This is a genomic window from Empedobacter sp. UBA6745, assembly GCF_002453775.1.
Classification (GTDB): Bacteria; Bacteroidota; Bacteroidia; order Flavobacteriales; family Weeksellaceae; genus Empedobacter; species Empedobacter falsenii_C.
Genome location: NZ_DKHL01000032.1, coordinates 187,534 through 207,540, shown reverse-complemented (window position 1 = coordinate 207,540; position 20,007 = coordinate 187,534). Strand labels below are relative to the sequence as shown.

General features: G+C 30.7%; 16 protein-coding genes. 6 read left to right on the top strand and 10 right to left on the bottom strand.

What is annotated here, in order from left to right; all coding sequences use genetic code 11:
* Positions 1–9: 9 nt before the first annotated feature.
* Positions 10–1,161 carry an ATP-binding cassette domain-containing protein gene (locus B4H69_RS09835; protein ID WP_291093767.1) on the bottom strand — a complete coding sequence of 384 codons (1,152 nt, stop codon included), beginning with the start codon at positions 1,159–1,161 and terminating at the stop codon, positions 10–12.
* A gap of 489 nt (positions 1,162–1,650) precedes the next feature.
* The gene (locus B4H69_RS09830) at positions 1,651–2,841 is read right to left on the bottom strand and encodes a phosphoglycerate kinase (protein ID WP_180905531.1); all 1,191 of its coding nucleotides are present in this window, start codon (positions 2,839–2,841) and stop codon (positions 1,651–1,653) included.
* 542 nt (positions 2,842–3,383) lie between these two features.
* Between B4H69_RS09830 and rpiB the strand changes: the two genes are divergently transcribed.
* The gene (gene rpiB, locus B4H69_RS09825) at positions 3,384–3,824 is read left to right on the top strand and encodes a ribose 5-phosphate isomerase B (RefSeq protein ID WP_180905532.1); all 441 of its coding nucleotides are present in this window, start codon (positions 3,384–3,386) and stop codon (positions 3,822–3,824) included.
* Positions 3,825–4,056: 232 nt separating this feature from the next.
* The gene (asnA, locus tag B4H69_RS09820) at positions 4,057–5,061 is read left to right on the top strand and encodes an aspartate--ammonia ligase (protein ID WP_180905533.1); all 1,005 of its coding nucleotides are present in this window, start codon (positions 4,057–4,059) and stop codon (positions 5,059–5,061) included.
* 133 nt (positions 5,062–5,194) lie between these two features.
* On the opposite strand, the gene B4H69_RS09815 is transcribed toward asnA, so the two are convergent.
* Entirely contained in the window at positions 5,195–5,992 is a 798-nt protein-coding gene (locus tag B4H69_RS09815; RefSeq protein ID WP_180905534.1) for a glycosyltransferase family 25 protein, read from the bottom strand.
* A 278-nt stretch (positions 5,993–6,270) separates the two neighbouring features.
* Between B4H69_RS09815 and rnr the strand changes: the two genes are divergently transcribed.
* A complete protein-coding gene (gene rnr / locus B4H69_RS09810; RefSeq protein WP_180905535.1) occupies positions 6,271–8,430 on the top strand; it encodes a ribonuclease R in 2,160 nt (719 codons plus the stop codon).
* Between the two features lie 41 nt (positions 8,431–8,471).
* On the top strand, positions 8,472–9,155 hold the full coding sequence (locus tag B4H69_RS09805) for a LysE family translocator (protein ID WP_180905536.1): 684 nt from the start codon (positions 8,472–8,474) through the stop codon (positions 9,153–9,155).
* Between the two features lie 146 nt (positions 9,156–9,301).
* On the opposite strand, the gene B4H69_RS09800 is transcribed toward B4H69_RS09805, so the two are convergent.
* From B4H69_RS09800 to B4H69_RS09775, 6 genes are all read right to left on the bottom strand, one after another.
* The gene (locus B4H69_RS09800; protein ID WP_291093762.1) at positions 9,302–9,751 is read right to left on the bottom strand and encodes a hypothetical protein; all 450 of its coding nucleotides are present in this window, start codon (positions 9,749–9,751) and stop codon (positions 9,302–9,304) included.
* Positions 9,752–9,822: 71 nt separating this feature from the next.
* Positions 9,823–12,507: a reprolysin-like metallopeptidase gene (locus B4H69_RS09795; protein WP_180905538.1), complete on the bottom strand. Its 2,685-nt coding sequence runs from the start codon at positions 12,505–12,507 to the stop codon at positions 9,823–9,825.
* A gap of 440 nt (positions 12,508–12,947) precedes the next feature.
* Entirely contained in the window at positions 12,948–13,997 is a 1,050-nt protein-coding gene (locus B4H69_RS09790) for an alkaline phosphatase family protein (RefSeq protein ID WP_180905539.1), read from the bottom strand.
* Positions 13,998–14,054: 57 nt separating this feature from the next.
* Positions 14,055–15,059, bottom strand: a complete 1,005-nt coding sequence (locus tag B4H69_RS09785) for a glycosyltransferase family 9 protein (protein WP_180905540.1) — start codon at positions 15,057–15,059, stop codon at positions 14,055–14,057.
* Positions 15,040–16,890, bottom strand: coding sequence for a monovalent cation:proton antiporter-2 (CPA2) family protein (locus B4H69_RS09780; RefSeq protein ID WP_180905541.1), 1,851 nt, complete (start codon positions 16,888–16,890; stop codon positions 15,040–15,042). The genes B4H69_RS09785 and B4H69_RS09780 overlap by 20 nt, the downstream gene beginning before the upstream one ends.
* Before the next feature lie 29 nt (positions 16,891–16,919).
* Positions 16,920–17,348 carry a SufE family protein gene (locus tag B4H69_RS09775; RefSeq protein ID WP_038336207.1) on the bottom strand — a complete coding sequence of 143 codons (429 nt, stop codon included), beginning with the start codon at positions 17,346–17,348 and terminating at the stop codon, positions 16,920–16,922.
* Between the two features lie 111 nt (positions 17,349–17,459).
* Here B4H69_RS09775 and B4H69_RS09770 point away from each other — a divergent pair, with 111 nt between their 5' ends.
* Both B4H69_RS09770 and B4H69_RS09765 read left to right on the top strand, forming a co-directional pair.
* Complete coding sequence (locus B4H69_RS09770; RefSeq protein ID WP_125349113.1) at positions 17,460–18,332, top strand: diacylglycerol/lipid kinase family protein; 873 nt, start codon at positions 17,460–17,462, stop codon at positions 18,330–18,332.
* 157 nt (positions 18,333–18,489) lie between these two features.
* A complete protein-coding gene (locus B4H69_RS09765) occupies positions 18,490–19,443 on the top strand; it encodes a 2-hydroxyacid dehydrogenase (protein WP_280045938.1) in 954 nt (317 codons plus the stop codon).
* Between the two features lie 20 nt (positions 19,444–19,463).
* Here B4H69_RS09765 and B4H69_RS09760 read toward each other — a convergent pair whose 3' ends face one another.
* Complete coding sequence (locus B4H69_RS09760) at positions 19,464–20,000, bottom strand: class I SAM-dependent methyltransferase (RefSeq protein ID WP_422653367.1); 537 nt, start codon at positions 19,998–20,000, stop codon at positions 19,464–19,466.
* Between the last annotated feature and the right edge of the window lie 7 nt (positions 20,001–20,007).

The following is a 20,007-nucleotide window of genomic DNA, read 5'->3' as shown; positions in this document are numbered from 1 at the left end:
TGGTTAGTTTTAATTGACAAAAAAGCGACGACTTGATTTCGAAATATCTCGAATATATTTTACCTTCAATGATGAATTTCCGATTTCGGATAAAATCATATTCATCGAAATTCTATCATCAAAATACGCGATATACGAACCTCCATTGAATTTTATTTGCTTAATTTCGATATTAGATAAAGCTGTTAATAACTCTTCTTTTGTGTTTTCAACATCAATTTCAACAATCGTAAAATCACCTTCCAAATCATTTGTATCTCCTTGTATTTTAAGCTTTCCTTGCTCCAAAAAGAGAACTTCTGTCGATACTTTTTCAACTTCATACAATTGTTGAGAACTCAAAATAACACCAAAAGGATTGCGAATAGATTGTGATAAAAATTTCAAATCTTCGAGAACAATTTGTTGCGCCAAAATATCCAAATTCGCCAAAGGTTCGTCTAATAACAACACTTTTGGACGACGCAATAACGTTCGCGCCAACTCGAATCGCATTTTATAACCAGACGACAATTGTCGCCATTGCAAATCCTTGTACGGCCAAAGCCCCAAACGCGCTAACATCACATTCGCCAACAACCAATTTTCTTCGCTGTAAATATCATAACATGTCAAGGTAAACTGTAGATTTTCCATCAACGAACCATATAAAACCTCAATTCGTTGCGGCACATAAACCAACTTAGTTTTCAGCTCGAAACTAAACGGTTTTGCTTTAGAAAAATGATAATTTATTTCGCCAGAAGTTGGTTTCAATTCACCACAAATCAAACGTAATAAAGTTGTTTTTCCATTTCCATTTTCTCCAACTAATCCAACAACTTCTCGTGATTTCAAATCAAAAGTAATCGGATGAAGTTTAAAATTCCGACGATGATAAGCTTTTTCAACATTGTTGGTTGATATCAACGTTTCTTCTTTCTGAAAGGGCGGAGGAGGAGCTTGTTTCAGCTTTACCACCAATTGTAAAGCTTGCGTTGTTTTATTTTCGTTCGTAGAATTCTCGTTATAATAAAGATCCGAATAGGAGATAATCTCTTTGTAAAAAGATTTCTCACCCAAATCCAACACACAATCAATTAATCGGCGATAGCCCAAATCAAGATCATTGTGTTGCAAATGATTTTCTACTTCGTTTAGTCGTTGGTTAAATTCATTCATAGATTGATTATTAAATCATTACGAATATAACAATCCTTTTCTACAAATAAAATGGCTAATTGTAGGGAGATTTCAGTTTCAACAATTTTTGATAAACTATCTTAATTACTTTTTAATTTATTGTTTAGCAATATTTTATAATTAACAATTTTAATTTTCTTAAATCAATTTAGTTCTAAAATCATCATTATTCACAAGTTTTAATAAAGTCTATTCATAACTTTTTAATTCATTTATATTGAATAGTTTACTATTAACAATTTGAGTAATTAATCAAGCAATAAACATTTTTTTTATAACTCAGTTGAAAAGTAGTTAATTTATTAAATAACAAGTAATTACTATTAACAATTATCAAAATGAAATAAACTCAGTTTCTTATAAGGTGTGATCCTGAAACGAGTTCAGGATGACTTTAAAAGTCACAAAAAAAGCCGAGCAAATGCTCGGCTTAATTTTTCTACTATTTTAAGTATTTTTTTCCCTTTCTTATTTTAAAATTGCAGCAACTCCTGGTAATTCTTTACCTTCCAACGATTCTAACATTGCGCCACCTCCTGTAGAAACGTAGCTTACTTTGTCATCGTAACCAAATTGTTTTACGAAAGCAACAGAATCTCCACCACCAACAAGCGAGAAAGCGCCGTTTGCCGTAGCTTCAGCAATTGCATCACCTAAAGCAATAGTTCCTTTTGCAAAATTTGACATTTCAAAAACACCTAAAGGACCATTCCAAAGAATTGTTTTCGAATTGTTAATTACATCTGCAAAAACTTTTGACGATTCTACACCAACATCCATTCCCATCCATCCATCAGGAATTTGATCAGAAGGAACAGTTTGTGTATTTGCATCATTACTGAAATTATCAGCAATTACATTGTCAACTGGTAAATAAACTTTTACATTATGTTTTTTACATTCAGCCAAAATTTCTTTCGCTAAATCTAATTTATCATCTTCTACCAACGAATTTCCGATTTTTCCTCCATTTGCTTTTACAAATGTATACGTCATTCCACCACCAATAATCAAGTTATCAATAACTGGTAAAATATTGTTGATAATCGTAATTTTAGAAGACACTTTAGCTCCTCCAAGTACCGCTGTTACAGGTTTTTCTCCGTCTGCTAACACTTTATTAATAGCTGTTAATTCTTGTTCCATTAACAAACCAAAACATTTATTTTCCGGGAAAAATTCAGCAATAATTGCAGTCGAAGCATGTGCGCGGTGTGCAGTTCCGAAAGCGTCATTCACATAAATATCTCCAAATTGAGCCAATGCTTTAGCAAAATCTTTATCACCTGCTTCTTCTTCATTGTGGAAACGAACATTCTCCAATAATAAAACTTGGCCTGGTTTTAGATTACTAACTTTTTGTTTCGCATCATCGCCAATAACATCATTTGCAACGATTACTTCAACGCCAAGAATTTCTGAAACTTTTGATGCAATATGTTTTAATGAATATTTGTCATTGAATTCGCCTTTTGGACGTCCCAAATGACTCATTAATACAACAGCGCCACCATCTTTCAATATTTTGTCGATCGTTGGTTTTGCAGCTCTAATACGTGTATCATCTGTCACATTTAAGTTTTCGTCTTGCGGAACATTGAAATCTACACGAATCAATGCTTTCTTGTTTTCGAAATTGTAGTCGTTGATTGTTTTCATATTTTGATTTGAAATTTTGAACTACACAAAAGTAATCAAACTTTCATTTTGAGACTTAAAATCATTCAACACAATTTTCAACTATTAACAATTCATAATAATATATATAGTTTAATTAATTTTTAAATTTTTAAAAAAGAAAAATATGTTATTATTATTAGCACTGTTAATATGTGGATAACTAAAGTGAGATAAATTTTATTTAATAGCAATTAACAAGCTATTATTTGTAATTTTGTTTTGTAATGAAAGAGTTAGATATTCTATCAACAATTTATCATTTTGGTTGATAAACAACTTTTGTTAAAAAGAAGTTTTGTGAAAACTATTCATAACGGTGTGTAAATCTTTTATGCCAAAATGAAAACTTTTACTTGACTTGTATTGATTTATTTCTAATTGATTTTTTGAATCAGATTTCCAAATTTTTCTCTCGAAAAGTTATTAGTTTTATTCAATCATCTTTTAACAAGTTGTTACTTTTACTTAACATTTGATTTACAATTATTTAAACAAAAACAACAAAAACACCTGTTAATTAAATGAAAATTGCAATCGGAGCGGACCATGCTGGGTTCGATTATAAGGAGAAATTAGTACCCTTTTTAACAAGTCAAGGATTTGAGGTTGAGGATTTTGGTACGTTCTCAACAGCGAGTGTTGATTACCCTGATTTTGCACACCCAACGGCACAAGCTGTAGAAGATGGAAAAGCAGATTTCGGAATTTTGATTTGTGGTAGTGCGCAAGGCGTTACAATGACTGCAAATAAACACCAAGGAATTCGTGCTGCATTATGTTGGATGACTGATATTGCAAAGTTAGCTCGTCAACACAATAATGCAAATGTGTTAACATTACCTGCACGCTTTATTGCGTATGAATATGCAGAAGAAATTGTAAATACATTTTTAGCAACAGAATTTGAAGGTGGTCGTCACCAAGGGCGTGTAGATAAAATTGCTTGTTCATACAACGGATAATTTTATACATCTATAATAAGATACAAAATCGGTCAATTCGTAAGAGTTGACCGATTTTTATTTTAAAAATTAAATTTAAAACTATTATAAAGTTTAAATTGTTAAGTATAAATAATATTTTAGATTTTAAATTAAATATTTTTAAACCAATTTAAGTCAATAGTAAATTTATTGATTGTAGCTGTTCTACTTTTACATCAGTTAAAAAAACAAATCATTTAAAGATTAAAAGATGAGCAGAGCATTATTACGTAGAGAACAAGCAATCTCTTTTGTAAAAGAAGAATTTTCGAAAGGATTACAAAAAGAATTAAACATTATTCCAGTTTCTGGACCATTGGTAGTTTTGGATGGAACAGGTATTAATGATGATTTGAATAGTATCGAAAGACCTGTAAAGTTCCCTATAAAATCTTTGAATGATAAAAATGCGGTGGTTGTGCATTCTTTGGCAAAATGGAAACGTATTCGTTTGAAAGAATTGGAAATTGAGCCAGGCGAAGGAATTATAACAGATATGCACGCTTTGCGTCCGGACGAGGATTATTCGCCAATTCATTCTATTTATGTTGATCAGTGGGATTGGGAAAAAGTAATTGTTCCACAAGATCGTCAATTGGATTATCTTTTTTCGACAGTAAAATCAATTTATGAAGTTATTAAACAAACGGAGCAAAATGTAGAGGCGAAATATCCACAATTGAAAGCTGTTTTACCAGAACAAATTACATTTATTTCGTCTGAAGATTTACTACAAAAGTATCCAACATTTACGCCGAAACAACGTGAAAATGCAATTTGTAAAGAATTTGGAGCTGTTTTTATTTATGGAATTGGAGGAGAATTGAGTAATGGAGAATTACACGATGCACGTGCCGCTGATTATGACGATTGGAGTACAGAAAACAGTGCTGGTTTTAGAGGTTTGAACGGTGATATTTTAGTTTGGAACCCTGTTTTAGAATCTGCTTTCGAGTTATCCTCGATGGGAATTCGTGTGGATAAAGAAGCTTTGACGAAACAATTAGAAATTAGAGATTCTTCGGATCGCAAGAACTTATTATTTCACTCAATGTTGTTAGATGATCAGTTAACAGAATCAATTGGAGGTGGAATTGGACAATCTCGTATGTGTATGTTTATGTTAAAATCTCGACATATTGGCGAAGTACAAGCAAGTATTTGGGACGGAAAAGTAAAAGAAAAATTAAAAGAAGAAAGCATCGAATTATTATAAATGAAAAAGCAGTTTCAAAGTCTTGAAACTGCTTTTTTTGTGTTTTATATTGAAATTAACAATGTTTATAACTGTTTATAATGGTTGTTAATTCACTTTAAATAAAATATTTATACTTCATTTAAATTGTTAACTAAGAAATACGTTCGTTTTTCTTTGCAATAAAACTATCATAGAATTTTTTGAAACCATGATGATTGATTAAATAGAAATATTTAGGAAATAATCGATTCAATTCGTATTGAATTTGTCTTGGAAATTTAGACTTTCTTAAACTGCGATCAATCTGAATTTGCGTTTCTACTGGAGCTGGTTTAACAAGCGATGGAAGAAGATTATATATTCTTAAATCAAATTCCCAAGCATGCTGTAAATCACAATCAATAGGACGTTGAATTGTAGGAAGCGGCGTTTTAATTTTATTCAGAAATTTTTCTGCTGCTTTTCTTGTCCAAATTGCAGCAATTGTTGTGATTGGAATACTTGTTCCACAAGCTGCAATTATATATTTTTGGTCAACATCAGCTATTTTGATATGTTTTCGTTTTCTATTAAACAACTTCAAAACATCCCAATGATCTTTTACTTTTAGATCATCATATTGATTCATCGCTTTTTCTACAGCAGATTTAAAATCATCAACCAAAATTGCATCATCTTCTATAATCAAAGCAAAATCATTTTCAGAAGTCAAAAAAGTTTCTAGCGTTTTCACATGACTCAAATAACAACCAATTTCTCCAGGAACTAAATCGCGGTCATATTTATTTTTTACTTTATAGGTTGACGAATCCAAAGTTTTGGCATCTACAGCAGAAATTCTTTCGTAAGTAATCTCACATTTTTCGAATTCTTTTTGCATCAATTCAAGCCGATCTATAGCTCGATCAAGGTTAATTAAGTAGGTTTGGTATAATGGTTTAGTTTTCATTCAATTAATTATCAATGCAAAAATAGTTTTTTTGGCTCAATTTTCGCAATAAATCAAAACGTTACAAGTAATCTTATCCTTTCCGTAACATAGAATTGGCTGTAAATTGTTATTTTAGAAAAAGGATATATTACCTTTGCAGTGGTTATGTTGTTTATTAACATCTTATCAATAGTTATTAAAAATAATTTGATAATCAAATAATTAAGATGTTTATTTATTAACTATTTTAAAATAAATCTCGAAAAAACAAGAAGAGATTTTACAGAAAACAAATTATGCCAAGAAGAAATTTTAAAAATACAAAGGCGAAAAAAGACAAAAACATAACAAAGTTTACGAAGTCTATCATCGAAGTTTTATTTCAAAATCCGAATAAACCTTTAAATTATAAACAAATTGCAGCAGCTTTAAACCTAACAAATCGAATTGATACAGAATTATTGATTAAGAATTTGAATGTTTTATTAGCTGACAAAAAGATTTCTGAAGTAGAAAGAGGAAAATACAAAATCAATGCGACCAATGATTATATGGTTGGGATTGCGGATTTGACTTCTTCGGGAAGCGCTTATATTATGATTGATGGTCTTGAACAAGATGTCTTTGTACAAAAAGGAAAAACGCGAAATGCCTTAATGGGCGATACGGTTCGCGTATATGTTTATCCAAAAAAACATGCCAATCAATCGAGAGCAGAAGGAGAAATTGTAGAAATTGTCGAGCGTAATAAAACTGAATTTACTGGTATTTTCGAGTTAGGAAAAAACGGAAATTTTGGTTTTGTAACGATGCAAAATGGTAATCATGATTTCTTTATTCCGAAAGAGAAAATTAAAAATGCTCAACCAGGAGAAAAAGTTGTGGTTCGATTAACAAATTGGCCAGAAGGATCTAATTCACCATTTGGTGAAATCACGCAAGTTTTGGGTAGTCCAGATGATACGGATGTAGAAATTCATGCTATTTTGTTAGAATACGATTTGCCAGCTCAATTTCCAGAAGAAGTAGAAGAAGAGGCAAATCAGTTGGATACTTCGATAGATGAAGCTGAAGCAGCGCTCCGTAGAGATATGCGAAATGTAACGACATTTACAATCGACCCGAAAGATGCCAAAGATTTTGATGATGCTTTATCAATCCGAAAATTAGAAAATGGAAATTGGGAAATTGGTGTTCATATTGCCGATGTTACGCATTATGTTCGTCCAGGTTCGTTGATTGAGCAAGAAGCATACAAACGTGCAACTTCTGTTTATTTAGTGGATAGAGTAGTGCCAATGTTGCCAGAAGTATTGTCGAATGTAGCTTGCTCTTTACGTCCAAACGAAGATAAATATACATTTTCCGGTGTGTTCGAAATGGATGATAATGCGAAGATTGTAAAAACGTGGTTTGGCCGTACAGTAACGCATTCAGACAGACGTTTTACATACGAGGAAGCACAAGAAATTATCGAAGGAAAAGACGGAGATTTTAAAGATGAAATCTTGACTTTAGATCGATTAGCAAAAACAATGCGTCAAAAACGTATGAAATATGGAGCGGTTAATTTTGATAAAGTTGAAGTAAAATTCGATTTAGATCAAGCGCATAATCCGCAAGGAATTTTCTTCAAAATTTCGAAAGATTCGAATAAATTGATTGAAGAATTCATGTTGTTATGTAACAAAAAAGTTTCAGAATTCATCAGTTTAGATAAACACGGAAAAGAAAATGCGAACACGTACATTTATCGTGTTCACGATGATCCGAATCCAGATAAATTATTAGATCTTAAGAATTTTATTCGTCAATTTGGTTACGAATTAGAAATTGGAGATCGTAAAACAACTATTAATTCGATGAATAAATTGTTAGCAGAAGTGAAAGGAAAACCAGAAGAAAATATGGTTGAGACTTTGGCTATGCGAACAATGGCGAAAGCAAAATATACAACAGAAAATATTGGACATTACGGTTTGGCGTTCGATTATTACACACATTTTACATCGCCAATTCGTCGTTATCCAGATATGATGGCGCACCGTTTATTGCAAGATTATTTAGATGGTAAAAAATCTCCTGCAGCGGCTGTTTACGAAGACAAAGCAAAACACTGTTCATCTCGTGAGAAAATAGCGGCAGAAGCAGAACGTGAGTCAATCAAATACATGCAAGTAAAATACATGGAGCAATTTGTTGGCGAAACTTTTGATGCATTTATTACAGGTGTACAAGATTATGGAATCTTTGTTGAAATTCCAGAAACGCGTTGCGAAGGTTTGATTCGTTCTCGTGCTATGAAAGGTGATCATTTTGTTTTTGACGAAAAAAATCATGCATTAGTTGGAAAAAGAACTAAAGTGAAGTATCAGTTAGGAAGTCCGGTTAGAATCAAAGTTTTAAATGCAGATTTAATCAAGAAGCAATTAGATTTTGAATTGGTTGATGCTTAAGTTTCATATTTTAGACTTATCTTGCAGACCTTAATTATGTTATGGAAATAATATTTTCGGCCATACTAATAGGTTTTTTGTTAAGTACAATTCTTATTGGACCTGTATTTTTCTTACTTATTGAAACCAGTTTGCGTAGAAGTTGGAAAACCGCTGTAGTTCTAGATTTAGGAGTTATTGCAGCTGATATTTTGTGTATTGCAGCAGCCTATTACGGAAGTAAAGATTTTACAGATTATGTGACCAATCATCCAAAGTTTTACCGCATTTATATCATTGCAGGTTTCTTTGTATTGATTTACGGAATTTTTATGTATTTCTCTAAACCAAAGCTACATATAGAAGGCGAAGCGGGATTTGTAAGCAACAATTATTTGAGAACGTTTATCAATGGATTTATCATGAATTTGTTGAATATCGGTGTCATTGTTTTTTGGTTTGTAATTGTCTCTTCAATTATGATTCAATATCCAAATCCAAGCGATTTTATGCTCTATATGGGAGTTGTTTTGACCACCTATTTTGTAATAGATCTGGGAAAAATATTTTTGGCAGGAAAGCTTCAAAAACGTTTTACCGATCAAAAAGTATTTATGGTACGAAAAGGAGTCGGAATTTGTCTTTTAATCTTTGGATTAATCATTATCCTAAAAGGTTTCGGATTCTTTAAAGAAATCGATCAAAAAATAGAAAATCAGCTTATTAACCAAGAACAAACAAGTTAGAAATATAAATCCGATCGAGATTCTTGATCGGATTTTTTTATAGAAGATATTTTCCAGAATCCTTATAATTCCATGTTCTTACTTTCATCAAGTCAGCAATTGTAAAGGTAATTTTTTAATAAATGATTTTTTATATTGGTTTAAATTTAGTTACAAATAGATGTTTCTATTTTAGGGATTTTATATAATTTTAATACTCTATTTTTATTACTAATATTCATAGTTGTATTGTGTAATTTGGTAGAAACCTTGATACATTCTTTATTTTGAATAATTTTATCCAACGCAATGTCTGTAAATTCTATATCTTCAGATAATTTCTTATTGATAACGAGAATACTATTTTCTTCAAAATCTATTTTAGGAATAGGAATTCCGGGAAACCTGGTTAAGTTTAATTGTTTATAAATTTTTGTAAAATCTTGTATGTCAGTTATAATTTCTATTTCTTGATCTGTTTGTAATGAATTTTCTTTGAGCATTAAAATTAATTCATATTGAATTTCTTTTTGTTGAAAATTTTGTTGTTTAGTGTTTACAGAACAAGATAATAAATTAAGAACTATCAATATTGGTAAAAAAAATATTTTTCTCATAGCTAAATATGATAAAAAATTCCAACTGAAATTTATTTTCAGTTGGATTTAAGTTGTTTGGTTAAAAATTATTATTTAATGATGATTTTGTTAGTTTGTTGTTGTTTTCCATCATCAGTTTTTACAATATAAACTCCTTTAGGTAAATGTCCTACTTCTACTTTTATCTCATTAGAGAAGTTTGTTGTGTAATCTTTGCTATATACAGATTGTCCTATAATGTTTAAAATATTTACATTTACTTTTGATGCACCAGCACTTAAACGAATGTAGAAATTTCCATTACTTGGATTAGGATAAACTTTTACTTCATTATTCGCTTGAATGTTAGAAATACTTAATTTTTCAGATTTTATTGTACAAAATTCAACACTTAATTTGTTAACTGTTCCTTGGTTAGAAGGTGATATATCTGCTAATCTAAAATAATATGTTCCATTTGCTGGTTCATTATAATACTTCGCTAAATCTGTTCCAATAGCTGTGATTTTTGCACCTGCTACACCACAGTTTTCGAAAGTGTTTCCTCCATAGCTATTGTATTCATAAGTCATATTTGGCTTTCCTGAACAATTCGCATAATTCAAGAATTGATATCCTTTATCAACATTTTCTTTTCCCATCAAAAAAGCAAGTTCACCTTGGTTTGCGTGTGTAATATCTGTGTGGATAGAGAAATTTTCAATATTTCCATTATAATTGTCAATTGTAAGAGCTGGTAAATTTAGAATTCCTGCATTTTGCCCTGTCATATCAGGTATTGTTAATGGAGAAGAAATTACATCATATGTTTTACATACCAATTCTATTGATCTATTAACAGCAACGTTAGGACTTGCTGCATAGAATATATTATCTACAGCTTCTACAATAATATTTGCTTTAGATGTCTCAGTTCCTTCAGGAATTGTTACAATTGCAGAACCTGTGTTAGGTACATTACTTGCTAATATTGTATATGCATCTTCTATTGTGTTAACATTCGCTTCAAAATTAAGTAATTTAATAGCTACATTTTTGACATTAATATTACCACTGTCTGTTCCTGCGACGTCCCATTTCACTTCAAAAGGAGTTCCTGCTTTTATAGATTGATTAAGGTCAATATTTGTAATTTTAAAAGGTCCTTCTTCTTTTACAGAAACTTTTACTTTCTCAGATGCGATTTGTCCTTTAAGCTTCGACGTGCCAAAATCTATCAGATCTCTTGCTTGTAATGTAAAATTCATATCTCTTGCAATATCAGATACTGTATTCCAAGTAGAATATAACTGTCCCTCTGCAACATTTAATATTGGTGGGAAATAAGCTATTGGTGAACTTTGATGTTGATAAACTCTAAAGTTTGCTCCTTCTGTGTTGTTTCTGCTTGTATCAACCCAATTACCTGTATATTTTCCTAATAAAGGGTCTGATTGTTCCCAAGAATTTGAAATAAGAAAATCAGGACTTTCTGCATCAGATACTGTTCCTTTTAACTTAAATGCTGTTCCTTTAGGAATATTATATTCGCTTTTTTCTACTGTAACTACAGGAGGTGTATTATTATTAGGTGTAAAAACACCACAAGAAGTTGTTGCTAAATAATCATTAATTTGTTTAAGATTATGGTGATTAAACTGAGAAACAAAATCAGGTACAACATCATGAGTTCCAGTAACACCTGGGTATCCCATTACAGTAACGCCACTTCCTGTTTCTACATTAGCTCCAGTTTCCTCTGCTCTTGCGTGAACGTGATTTGCTCCAAATTGATGACCTAACTCATGTGCAACTATCATAGCCGCCTTGTACGCTGAATGACCTACATTTCCTGCGTAAGTAGAACCTTTTACACTATTATTACAAACACTTCCTATTAATCCTGCTTTACCGCCATTTGTTTTTCCTGTCAAAACAATCCCTACGTCATAATTTGCAGAACCTATTTTGTCGTCTAATATTTTTTGGGTCAAATCATTTAAGTTTGTTACTTCTATTCCCAGAAAATTGAAAAAATAATATTTATCATCTTCTTTTGTTAGAATAGAAAGTTCATCTGTACCATCAACTAATTCTAATTCTATGGCTAAATCTATACCATATACAAAATTCACAACATTAAGAACATTTGCGATAGCTAGCATAGAAGTTTCTTTAGTAGGTATTTCACCTTCTGCTACTTGAGATTTATTAAAATCAAAATCTGTAACTACACCTATTTTATATTTTCTTACTCCTAGAGGATTGTTGTTGCTAGAGTTAGCTGTTTTTGCTGCTAAGAATGTTTTTAAATTCTCTTCAGAACCACACTCAAAATTTCCTAAAATACTACTTTCCTTAGATGTTAGAATTTCGTAATTTCCATTCTTTTTTTCAATAGAATAATTATTGTTAGGAGAAAGAACTAATGCTGTTACTCCTTTAGAAGGAGAATAAGATAAAACAATTTTGTCTTGAGAATTATCTGAAGAATATCCTACATAAGTTTTGATGTTAGGATATTTTGCTTGTAATTCTGGAGATAATACCTGATTTTCAACAATAGTAAAAGTTTTTTGCGTTTTGTTCAAACCAGGGATGCTTACTTCGAAAGATTTCGATTTGTTTTGTAACGTACCTTGTAGTTGAGTTTCTAATCTTGATAGATTTACGGTTTTGATTTTGCTTGTAGGAAAACCTGCCGTTAAAACTTCATTTAGAGAATTACTTTGTGCATTTGCATTTGTGTAAAATAGTCCGAAGACTAAGCTTGTAGCGAGTAATTTTTTTTTCATTTTTAATGTTTTAATGTTTATCTAAATTAAGATTAAAAATTATAAAAAAAATAGTGAGGTATTAATTTAGAGAATAAACCTATGTAGTTGATTTAAAATGAATAAAATTTACACAAAGGTTCTTAATTAAGAAAATATTAACATAAAATTCGGTTACTCAACATAATTTTATTAGCTACTTTTTTCTCTCTTTTAAAAGATTTGTTTGTTGGTAATTACAAAATCAATTAAAAAAGATAGAATATTAAAAAATCGTTTACAATTTTCACAAGAAATTTATCTTCTTTTTCTGATTTTTCGATTTTAGAATTCTTTCGATGTTTTTTTATCGTTTATTTGAAAACGTGAAGATTCATTATTAATACTTCATTTAACATTTAATTTTAGGAATGCTAAAAGAAGTATTAATACTAATTTATCTTTCTGTATTTATATTTTCCTTATAGTAATGATTTACCAGAATCCTTATAATTCCATGTTTTTACTTTCATTAAATCAGCAATTGTAGAGGCAATTTGATTGAGATAAGTTTGTTTTTGTTTGAAATTTTTAGGATTAATTCCGTTTCCAATCAGCAAAATAAATCCTTCGTCAGAACCTTTTACTTCATCATTGTGATCAGTCCACTCGTTTCCATTTCCACGCCCGTGATCAGTTGTTATAATAATAGTTGTTTGATCTTTATAGAATGGATCGCTTTGGACATAATTCCATAATTCTTCAATCATACGATCGTTGCGGTTTATCGAAGTGATATATTGATCGTAATCTTCATCATGTCCGTAATCATCAGCTTCTCCATAACCTATAAAAAGTAATTTAGGTTTCTGATTTTTCATGGCTTCTAAGGCAAATTCGTGCGTAAAAATATCAAATCTAGTTCCCCACCATTGTTTTGGCGTTTCTAACTGAAAACGTTCGATAAGCAATTCTCGTTCAGATTTATTTTGATTAAAACTATTTTGATATCCAGCATTTACAAACAATTTAGAACGCTCTTGATTGAAAATATTAGTATACATTCTCCAGCTTCCAAAAGCCATTACTTTATTGTTTAAATTCTTTTGCTGATTTGCAATTTCAAAAACTGAAACATTAGGATTCGGAATATCTTTGTTATTTTTAATTCGCTCATCATCAGATTTTCCTGTAATTATTTCGTTGTATCCAGGATAAGACCATAATCTTTTGTTGGTAAGATTAACAAAATTTTGTTCATCACGATTTCCTAAAATAACTCCTTTTTCTTTAATTGTTTTCCATGTAAATGGCATCAATAATTCGCGACGTTTTATAGAATCTTCTGTCCAATATTTTTCATTAGTTTGAACAATAAGTGAGTTGTATTTTTTATCATTTAAAATTGATTTTTCAACTCCACGAAAAACTTCTTTCCAACGAACACCATCCAACGTAACCAAAATAACTTTCGGTTCTTGAGCAAATAAAAAATTTGAGAAGAAGGCAAGAATAAGAAATGTATACTTCATGTGATTTTAATTTCTTATAAAAATAGGAAAAGCATCGATATGATGCTTTTAAAAATATTATTTTTCTAACTTATCAACGATTTGTTGATAAACTTCTTCGGCGCTCAAATTTTGAAAATAATCATAGTTTTTAAACTTTTTTGGATCTTTTCCGAAGATAGAAGTCGGACGAATTTTCATCGATTCGTCTTGTATCACATCATTCATAGATTGTCCATATCCCAAAAATCCGGCAAACGGATGCGTTCCACCCCAAATAGAAATCGTGCGCGTTCCCATCAACGAAGCTAAATGCATATTTGCGCTATCCATAGAAATCATTACTTCTAATTTAGCAATTGCTTGTAATTCTTCTTCAAAAGAGATGGTTCCAGCTAAAGATTTGATGTTTGGATTGAAATTTTCCCATGTTTTTAATTCATCAATTTCAGGTTTTCCACCGCCAAACAAATAAATTTTGTACCCATTTTCAGTTAATTTCTTCGCTACGATTTTCATCTTTTCTATTGGATACATTTTACTTGTAAAGGCTGCAAAAGGAGCAATTCCAATTGATTTTGGTTCCTTAATCGATTTTGGTTCGATTTTATGCTTTAAATCGACGTTAAAACCAAGTTGACGTAAAACATCAGCATAGCGTTCAGTTGTTAATTTTAATTGCTTAAAAACGCGATTTTTTTGATTGATTAAAGCTCTTTTCTCTGTACGACCTTTGTCTAAAGTAGCGGTTCTTGTTCCATTAAGTTGAAACAATGTTGTAATTACTTTTGATCGGATTACATTATGAAAATCAGCAACATAATTAAAATTATATTGTTTTAATTCTTTGTATAATTTGAACAAGCTAAAAAAGCTTTTGTATTTTTTGTTCAAATCAACTGAAATAAATTTGATTTGAGGAAATTGCTTGAAAATATTTCCCATAAAAGGACGCGAAGCAACATAAACTTCGACATTAGGATTTTGTTCAATAAACTCTTGTAAAACAGGAGCAATCATTGTGACATCGCCCAAAGCAGAAAAACGTAAAACTAATAGTTTTTTATGATTCGTTTTCTCCATTATTCCTATTGTTAATTTCTTTTGCAACCATTTTCATTTGCTTTTCAAATTCTTGCTTAGATGCTTCAAAATATTGATCAGAATTTTCGGCATGTTTTGCAATTTTACGTAACGACTTTCGGTCACTTTTTATGAAAATTTCACCAATTTTAGATGCTTCTTCATGAGAAAAACCGTATTTTATTAAGATTTGTCTACCAACGTAAACAGATGAGAAAAAGTTTTCTCGATAAACTTCGTCTATACCATCTTTCAAATAATTATACGCATAACTACGATTTTTTGCACGAACAATAATTTCTAAATTCGGAAAGTTTTTACGAACAATATAAACTAATTTTTGATTAATTTCTGGAGGATCCAAAGCAGCTACAAAATATTTTGCATGTTCAGCACCAGCCGATTTTAGTAAGTTAACATTTGTTGCATCACCATAAAATACATTAAAACCTTGTTTGCGCATTTTCTCTACACGCTCGCTATCGTTATCCAAAACAATTGATTTTATTCCAGTACTTTTCAATACACGGCTAATTGTATTTCCAAAATCTCCAAAACCTGCGATGATAATTTGTCCATCAGCTGAATTTGGATTTATTTTATCGTTTTCAATGATTGTTTTTACTTTTGTTTTTACACCAAAATATTTTAGAATTAATTTCTCATTCAATACTAAAAGTAAAGGCGTAATCACCATTGTAATAGCTGTTGTTGCTAACATCAGATCGTACCATTCTTTGTTTAGAATATCTAAATTTCGAGTCAATGATAAGATAACAAAAGCAAATTCTCCGACTTGCGATAAAAGTAAAATGAACAGCCATTTTTGATCAAAATCAAATTTATGTTTGATTCCAATAAACCATAAAACTAATGATTTTATTAACATTATTCCAAATGTTAATCCAAGAATCATAAAAGGTTTATCTGCAATTAATTTGAAGTTAATCGTCGATCCAACCGCAATAAAAAAGATTCCTAATAATAATGATTTGAACGGCTCTATATCACTTTCTAATTGATGTTTGTATTCGTTATTCGCCAAAACAACACCTGCTATAAATGCTCCTAAAGCAGGAGAAATTCCAACTTTTTGCATCAAAATTGAAACTCCAATCACTAAAAGTAGGGCAGAAGCGGTGTAAATTTCTCGAACTTGTAATTGTCCAACATACTTAAAATAAGGTGTAATAATGTACTTTGCAATTACGTAAATAAATGTAATTGCACCAACAATAACTAAGGTTTTCATGAATGCTGGTCCACCAACTAACAAACTTTTAGAATCATCTCCAATGGATTGAATCAAAGAATCTCCGACTAAAAGTGGAATAATTGCCAAGATTGGAATTACCATAATATCTTGAAATAACAAAACAGAAAAAGTTGATTTTCCAATGCTTGTTTTGGTCAATCCTTTCTCGCTAAGTGTTTGCATAATAATGGCTGTTGAAGACATGGTTATTGCAAAAGCTATAGAAACAGCCAAAGAAAAATCCATTTTCAAGGCAAACATTCCGACTAAAGTTGCAATAATTATCGTCCCCAAAACTTGCATTCCACCAAGGTTGATGATTTTATTTTTCATCTTCCAGAATTCCTTTGGATCAAGTTCTAATCCGACCAAAAAAAGCATCATTACTACACCAAATTCTGTGGCGTGCATAATGTCTGTTCCGTCATTGCCAACAAATTTCAGCACATAAGGTCCAATTAAAACTCCTGCAATTAAGTAACCTAAAACTGAACCCATTCCTAATTTTTTGGAAATAGGAACGCAGATTACAGCGGAAAAAAGAAAAATAAATGCTTGGCCTAAAAAGTCGTTCATTATTTTATAAGGTTGATTAGATGATGCGTCTAACTATTATTTTGTTTTGATTGAAATGCAATCGCATAAAATTTGAATTGTTTTATCATCGCCAATAATCCGTTTGCACGTGTTGGAGATAAAAATTCTGATAAACCAATTTCGTTGATAAAATCTGTATCCGATTCTAAAATATCTTTTGGCGTTTGATGATTGTACATTCTCACCAATAATGCCGCAATTCCTTTTGGTAAAATAGCATTAGAATCAGCTTTAAATTCGATTGTATCACCGTCCAATTCTGCATCTAACCAAACAGAAGATTGACAACCTTTGATGATTTTATCATCTGTTTTTGCTTCCTCTGGCAAAGTATTTAAGCTTTTTCCTAACTCGATCAAATATTCGTAGCGTTGTTCCCAATCTTCAAAAAATGAGAATTCGTCTACTATTTCGTTTTGAATTTCTTTAATTTTCATACTACAAAGTTAGAAAGTTTTTGATAGTTTTTCCTCAAAAAAAGACGTTAAATAGCTTGATTCTTTTAGATTTCTTATTTTTGTGTTTTGATAAATTTCAATTCCCAAAAAATGAAGTACACTTTCATTGTTAATCCAAATTCTGGAAACGCAAAACACGATATTTCGCTCGATTTTTTACAATCAAAATTTGATTCTTCAGACGAAATTGTTTTGAAAGAAACTGCTTATCAATTTCATGCAAAAGAATTGGTGAAGGAGGCGATTGCAGAAAATTCGGATGTGATTGTAGCATGTGGTGGTGATGGGACAATCAATGAAGTGGCGAGTGCTTTGGTGAAAAAAAATATTCCGTTGGGAATAATTCCTGCTGGATCTGGAAATGGTTTGGCAACAAATCTTAATATTCCGAAAGATGCTAACAAAGCGATTGAAATTATCAAATCAAATGCTATTCACAAAATTGATGTTGGTAGAGTAGAGGACAAGTATTTTTTTAGCAATTTAGGTTTTGGGATTGATGCAGAAGTCATCAAAACGTATGAAGAGAATCAAAAGCGTACGATTACTGGATATGTTGATGCTTCTGTGAAAACCTTGTTGAATTATAAATCGAAATTGTTTCGTCTTTATATAGATGATGTAATTATCGAGAAGAGTTTTTATTATCTTTTCTGTTCTAATTCTAACATTGCTGGTTATGGGATCTCTTTTACACCCAAAGCTGATTTGTCTGATGGTGAATTGGATTTATTGATGATAGAAGATTTAGATGTTTTCGAGCAGTTTTATTTTTCGGTATTGGTTTTAGCCAAAAAGATTGATTTTTTGAACAAAGCAAAGTATCGAAAAGTTAAGAAATTTAAGATTGAAAGTTTAGATCATAATCCGATTACGTATCAGCTTGATGGAGAGATTCATAAAACCGATTCACTTCAAGTAAAAGTTAAGGTATTACCAAATGCTTTAAAAATCATTTTTTAAACCTTAATTATCTATTTAATTAACAATATAAATTGTACATTTTCAATCAATTAAAATGTTATTAACGTAGTTATAAACGATTTGTTTGTAACCAATTTCATCATCAATTTATTTATTAATCTTCGCATTCGTTGTAACTTTGATTAAAATTTTTGCAATGAATACGCCTTATAAAATTTTAGCAATCGATTCTAATCATGAATGTCTGAATAATGGACTTCGCGAAGTAGGTTTTATTGTTGATGAAGATTATACTTCGCCCAAAGAAATCATCGAACAAAAGATCAATGAATATGATGGAATGATTGTAAGGAGTAGATTTCCAATTGATAAAGATTTTTTGGCAAAAGCAACGAATTTAAAGTTTATTGGTAGAGTAGGGGCAGGCTTGGAGAATATTGACGAAGAGTTTGCTGCCGAAAATAACATTGTTTTATTTAATTCTCCCGAAGGAAACCGTGATTCTGTTGGTGAACATGCGATTGGTATGTTGTTGATGTTGATGCATCATTTGCGTAGAGCTGATAACGAAGTTCGTAATGGAATTTGGAAACGCGAAGAAAATCGTGGAGATGAATTGAAAGGAAAAACGGTTGGAATTATTGGTTACGGAAACATGGGAAATGCTTTTGCGAGACGCTTACAAGGCTTTGAAGTCAATGTGATTTGCTATGATATTTTGCCAAACAAAGGAAATGAATTTGCGAAACAAGTTTCGTTAGAAGAATTTTTTGAGCAAGCTGATGTTGTAAGTTTACATACGCCACAAACGCCGGAAACGATGCAAATGATTAATGCAGAATTTATTTCTAACTTCAAAAAACCATTTTATTTTGTGAATACAGCTCGTGGAAAATCTGTTGTAACAAAAGATTTGGTCGAAGCAATTAAAACAGGAAAAATTTTAGGCGCTGCTTTAGATGTTTTAGAATTTGAAAAATCGAGTTTCGAGAAATTAGTTGCATCTGAATTACCAGAAGAATTTCAGTATTTAATTCAAGCAGATAATGTTGTTTTAGCACCACATATTGCTGGTTGGACACATCAAAGTAAAGTGAAATTAGCAGAATTTATCCGTGATAAAATAATAGATTGGAAGGATAATCAATAATAACTAAAGCTTAGAATTATCTAAGCTTTTTTTGCTCCATAAATTCCAGAAGCGCATCCAAAAAAGTATTCTTTGTATTGAACATTTAAATTATTTTTCTTAAAAATAGCTTCTACTTTTTTACANNACAACCATAACATTTTATAATCATCTGGATTTCCTAAAAATAGTTTGCCAAGAATAGGAATTATTTTACCTAAGTAAAAAGAATATAAGAAATAGAGTATACTATTTTGAGGTTTTGATATTTCTATAAATGTAAATTGTCCATCTTTTTTTAGCAAACGATAAACTTGTTTCGCTAATAAATCAATTTGAGATTCATTGAAAGTTTTCAGACCGAAAGCACACGTGATAATATCATATTCTTCTGATTTTAATTCATTTTTTAAAATATCATCTTGAAAGATTTCTATCTTATTTTGGAAAATTATTTTACCTTTTTTTCTTGATTTGTCAACCATTTCTTCTGAAAAATCTAACGCATAAAATTCTGCGTTTGGAAATCTATTTTTTAAATAAGACCAATTTTCGCCTAATCCTGATAGTAAATCAATTCTTTTA

Coding starts and splice junctions, on each gene's coding strand:
- B4H69_RS09765 (WP_280045938.1), top strand. CDS start 18,490: ATGAATACGCCTTATAAAATTTTAGCAATCGATTCTAATCATGAATGT.
- B4H69_RS09790 (WP_180905539.1), bottom strand. CDS start 13,997: ATGAAGTATACATTTCTTATTCTTGCCTTCTTCTCAAATTTTTTATTT.
- B4H69_RS09780 (WP_180905541.1), bottom strand. CDS start 16,890: ATGAACGACTTTTTAGGCCAAGCATTTATTTTTCTTTTTTCCGCTGTA.
- B4H69_RS09785 (WP_180905540.1), bottom strand. CDS start 15,059: ATGGAGAAAACGAATCATAAAAAACTATTAGTTTTACGTTTTTCTGCT.
- B4H69_RS09795 (WP_180905538.1), bottom strand. CDS start 12,507: ATGAAAAAAAAATTACTCGCTACAAGCTTAGTCTTCGGACTATTTTAC.
- B4H69_RS09800 (WP_291093762.1), bottom strand. CDS start 9,751: ATGAGAAAAATATTTTTTTTACCAATATTGATAGTTCTTAATTTATTA.
- rpiB (WP_180905532.1), top strand. CDS start 3,384: ATGAAAATTGCAATCGGAGCGGACCATGCTGGGTTCGATTATAAGGAG.
- rnr (WP_180905535.1), top strand. CDS start 6,271: ATGCCAAGAAGAAATTTTAAAAATACAAAGGCGAAAAAAGACAAAAAC.
- B4H69_RS09805 (WP_180905536.1), top strand. CDS start 8,472: ATGGAAATAATATTTTCGGCCATACTAATAGGTTTTTTGTTAAGTACA.
- B4H69_RS09775 (WP_038336207.1), bottom strand. CDS start 17,348: ATGAAAATTAAAGAAATTCAAAACGAAATAGTAGACGAATTCTCATTT.
- B4H69_RS09835 (WP_291093767.1), bottom strand. CDS start 1,161: ATGAATGAATTTAACCAACGACTAAACGAAGTAGAAAATCATTTGCAA.
- asnA (WP_180905533.1), top strand. CDS start 4,057: ATGAGCAGAGCATTATTACGTAGAGAACAAGCAATCTCTTTTGTAAAA.
- B4H69_RS09770 (WP_125349113.1), top strand. CDS start 17,460: ATGAAGTACACTTTCATTGTTAATCCAAATTCTGGAAACGCAAAACAC.
- B4H69_RS09830 (WP_180905531.1), bottom strand. CDS start 2,841: ATGAAAACAATCAACGACTACAATTTCGAAAACAAGAAAGCATTGATT.
- B4H69_RS09815 (WP_180905534.1), bottom strand. CDS start 5,992: ATGAAAACTAAACCATTATACCAAACCTACTTAATTAACCTTGATCGA.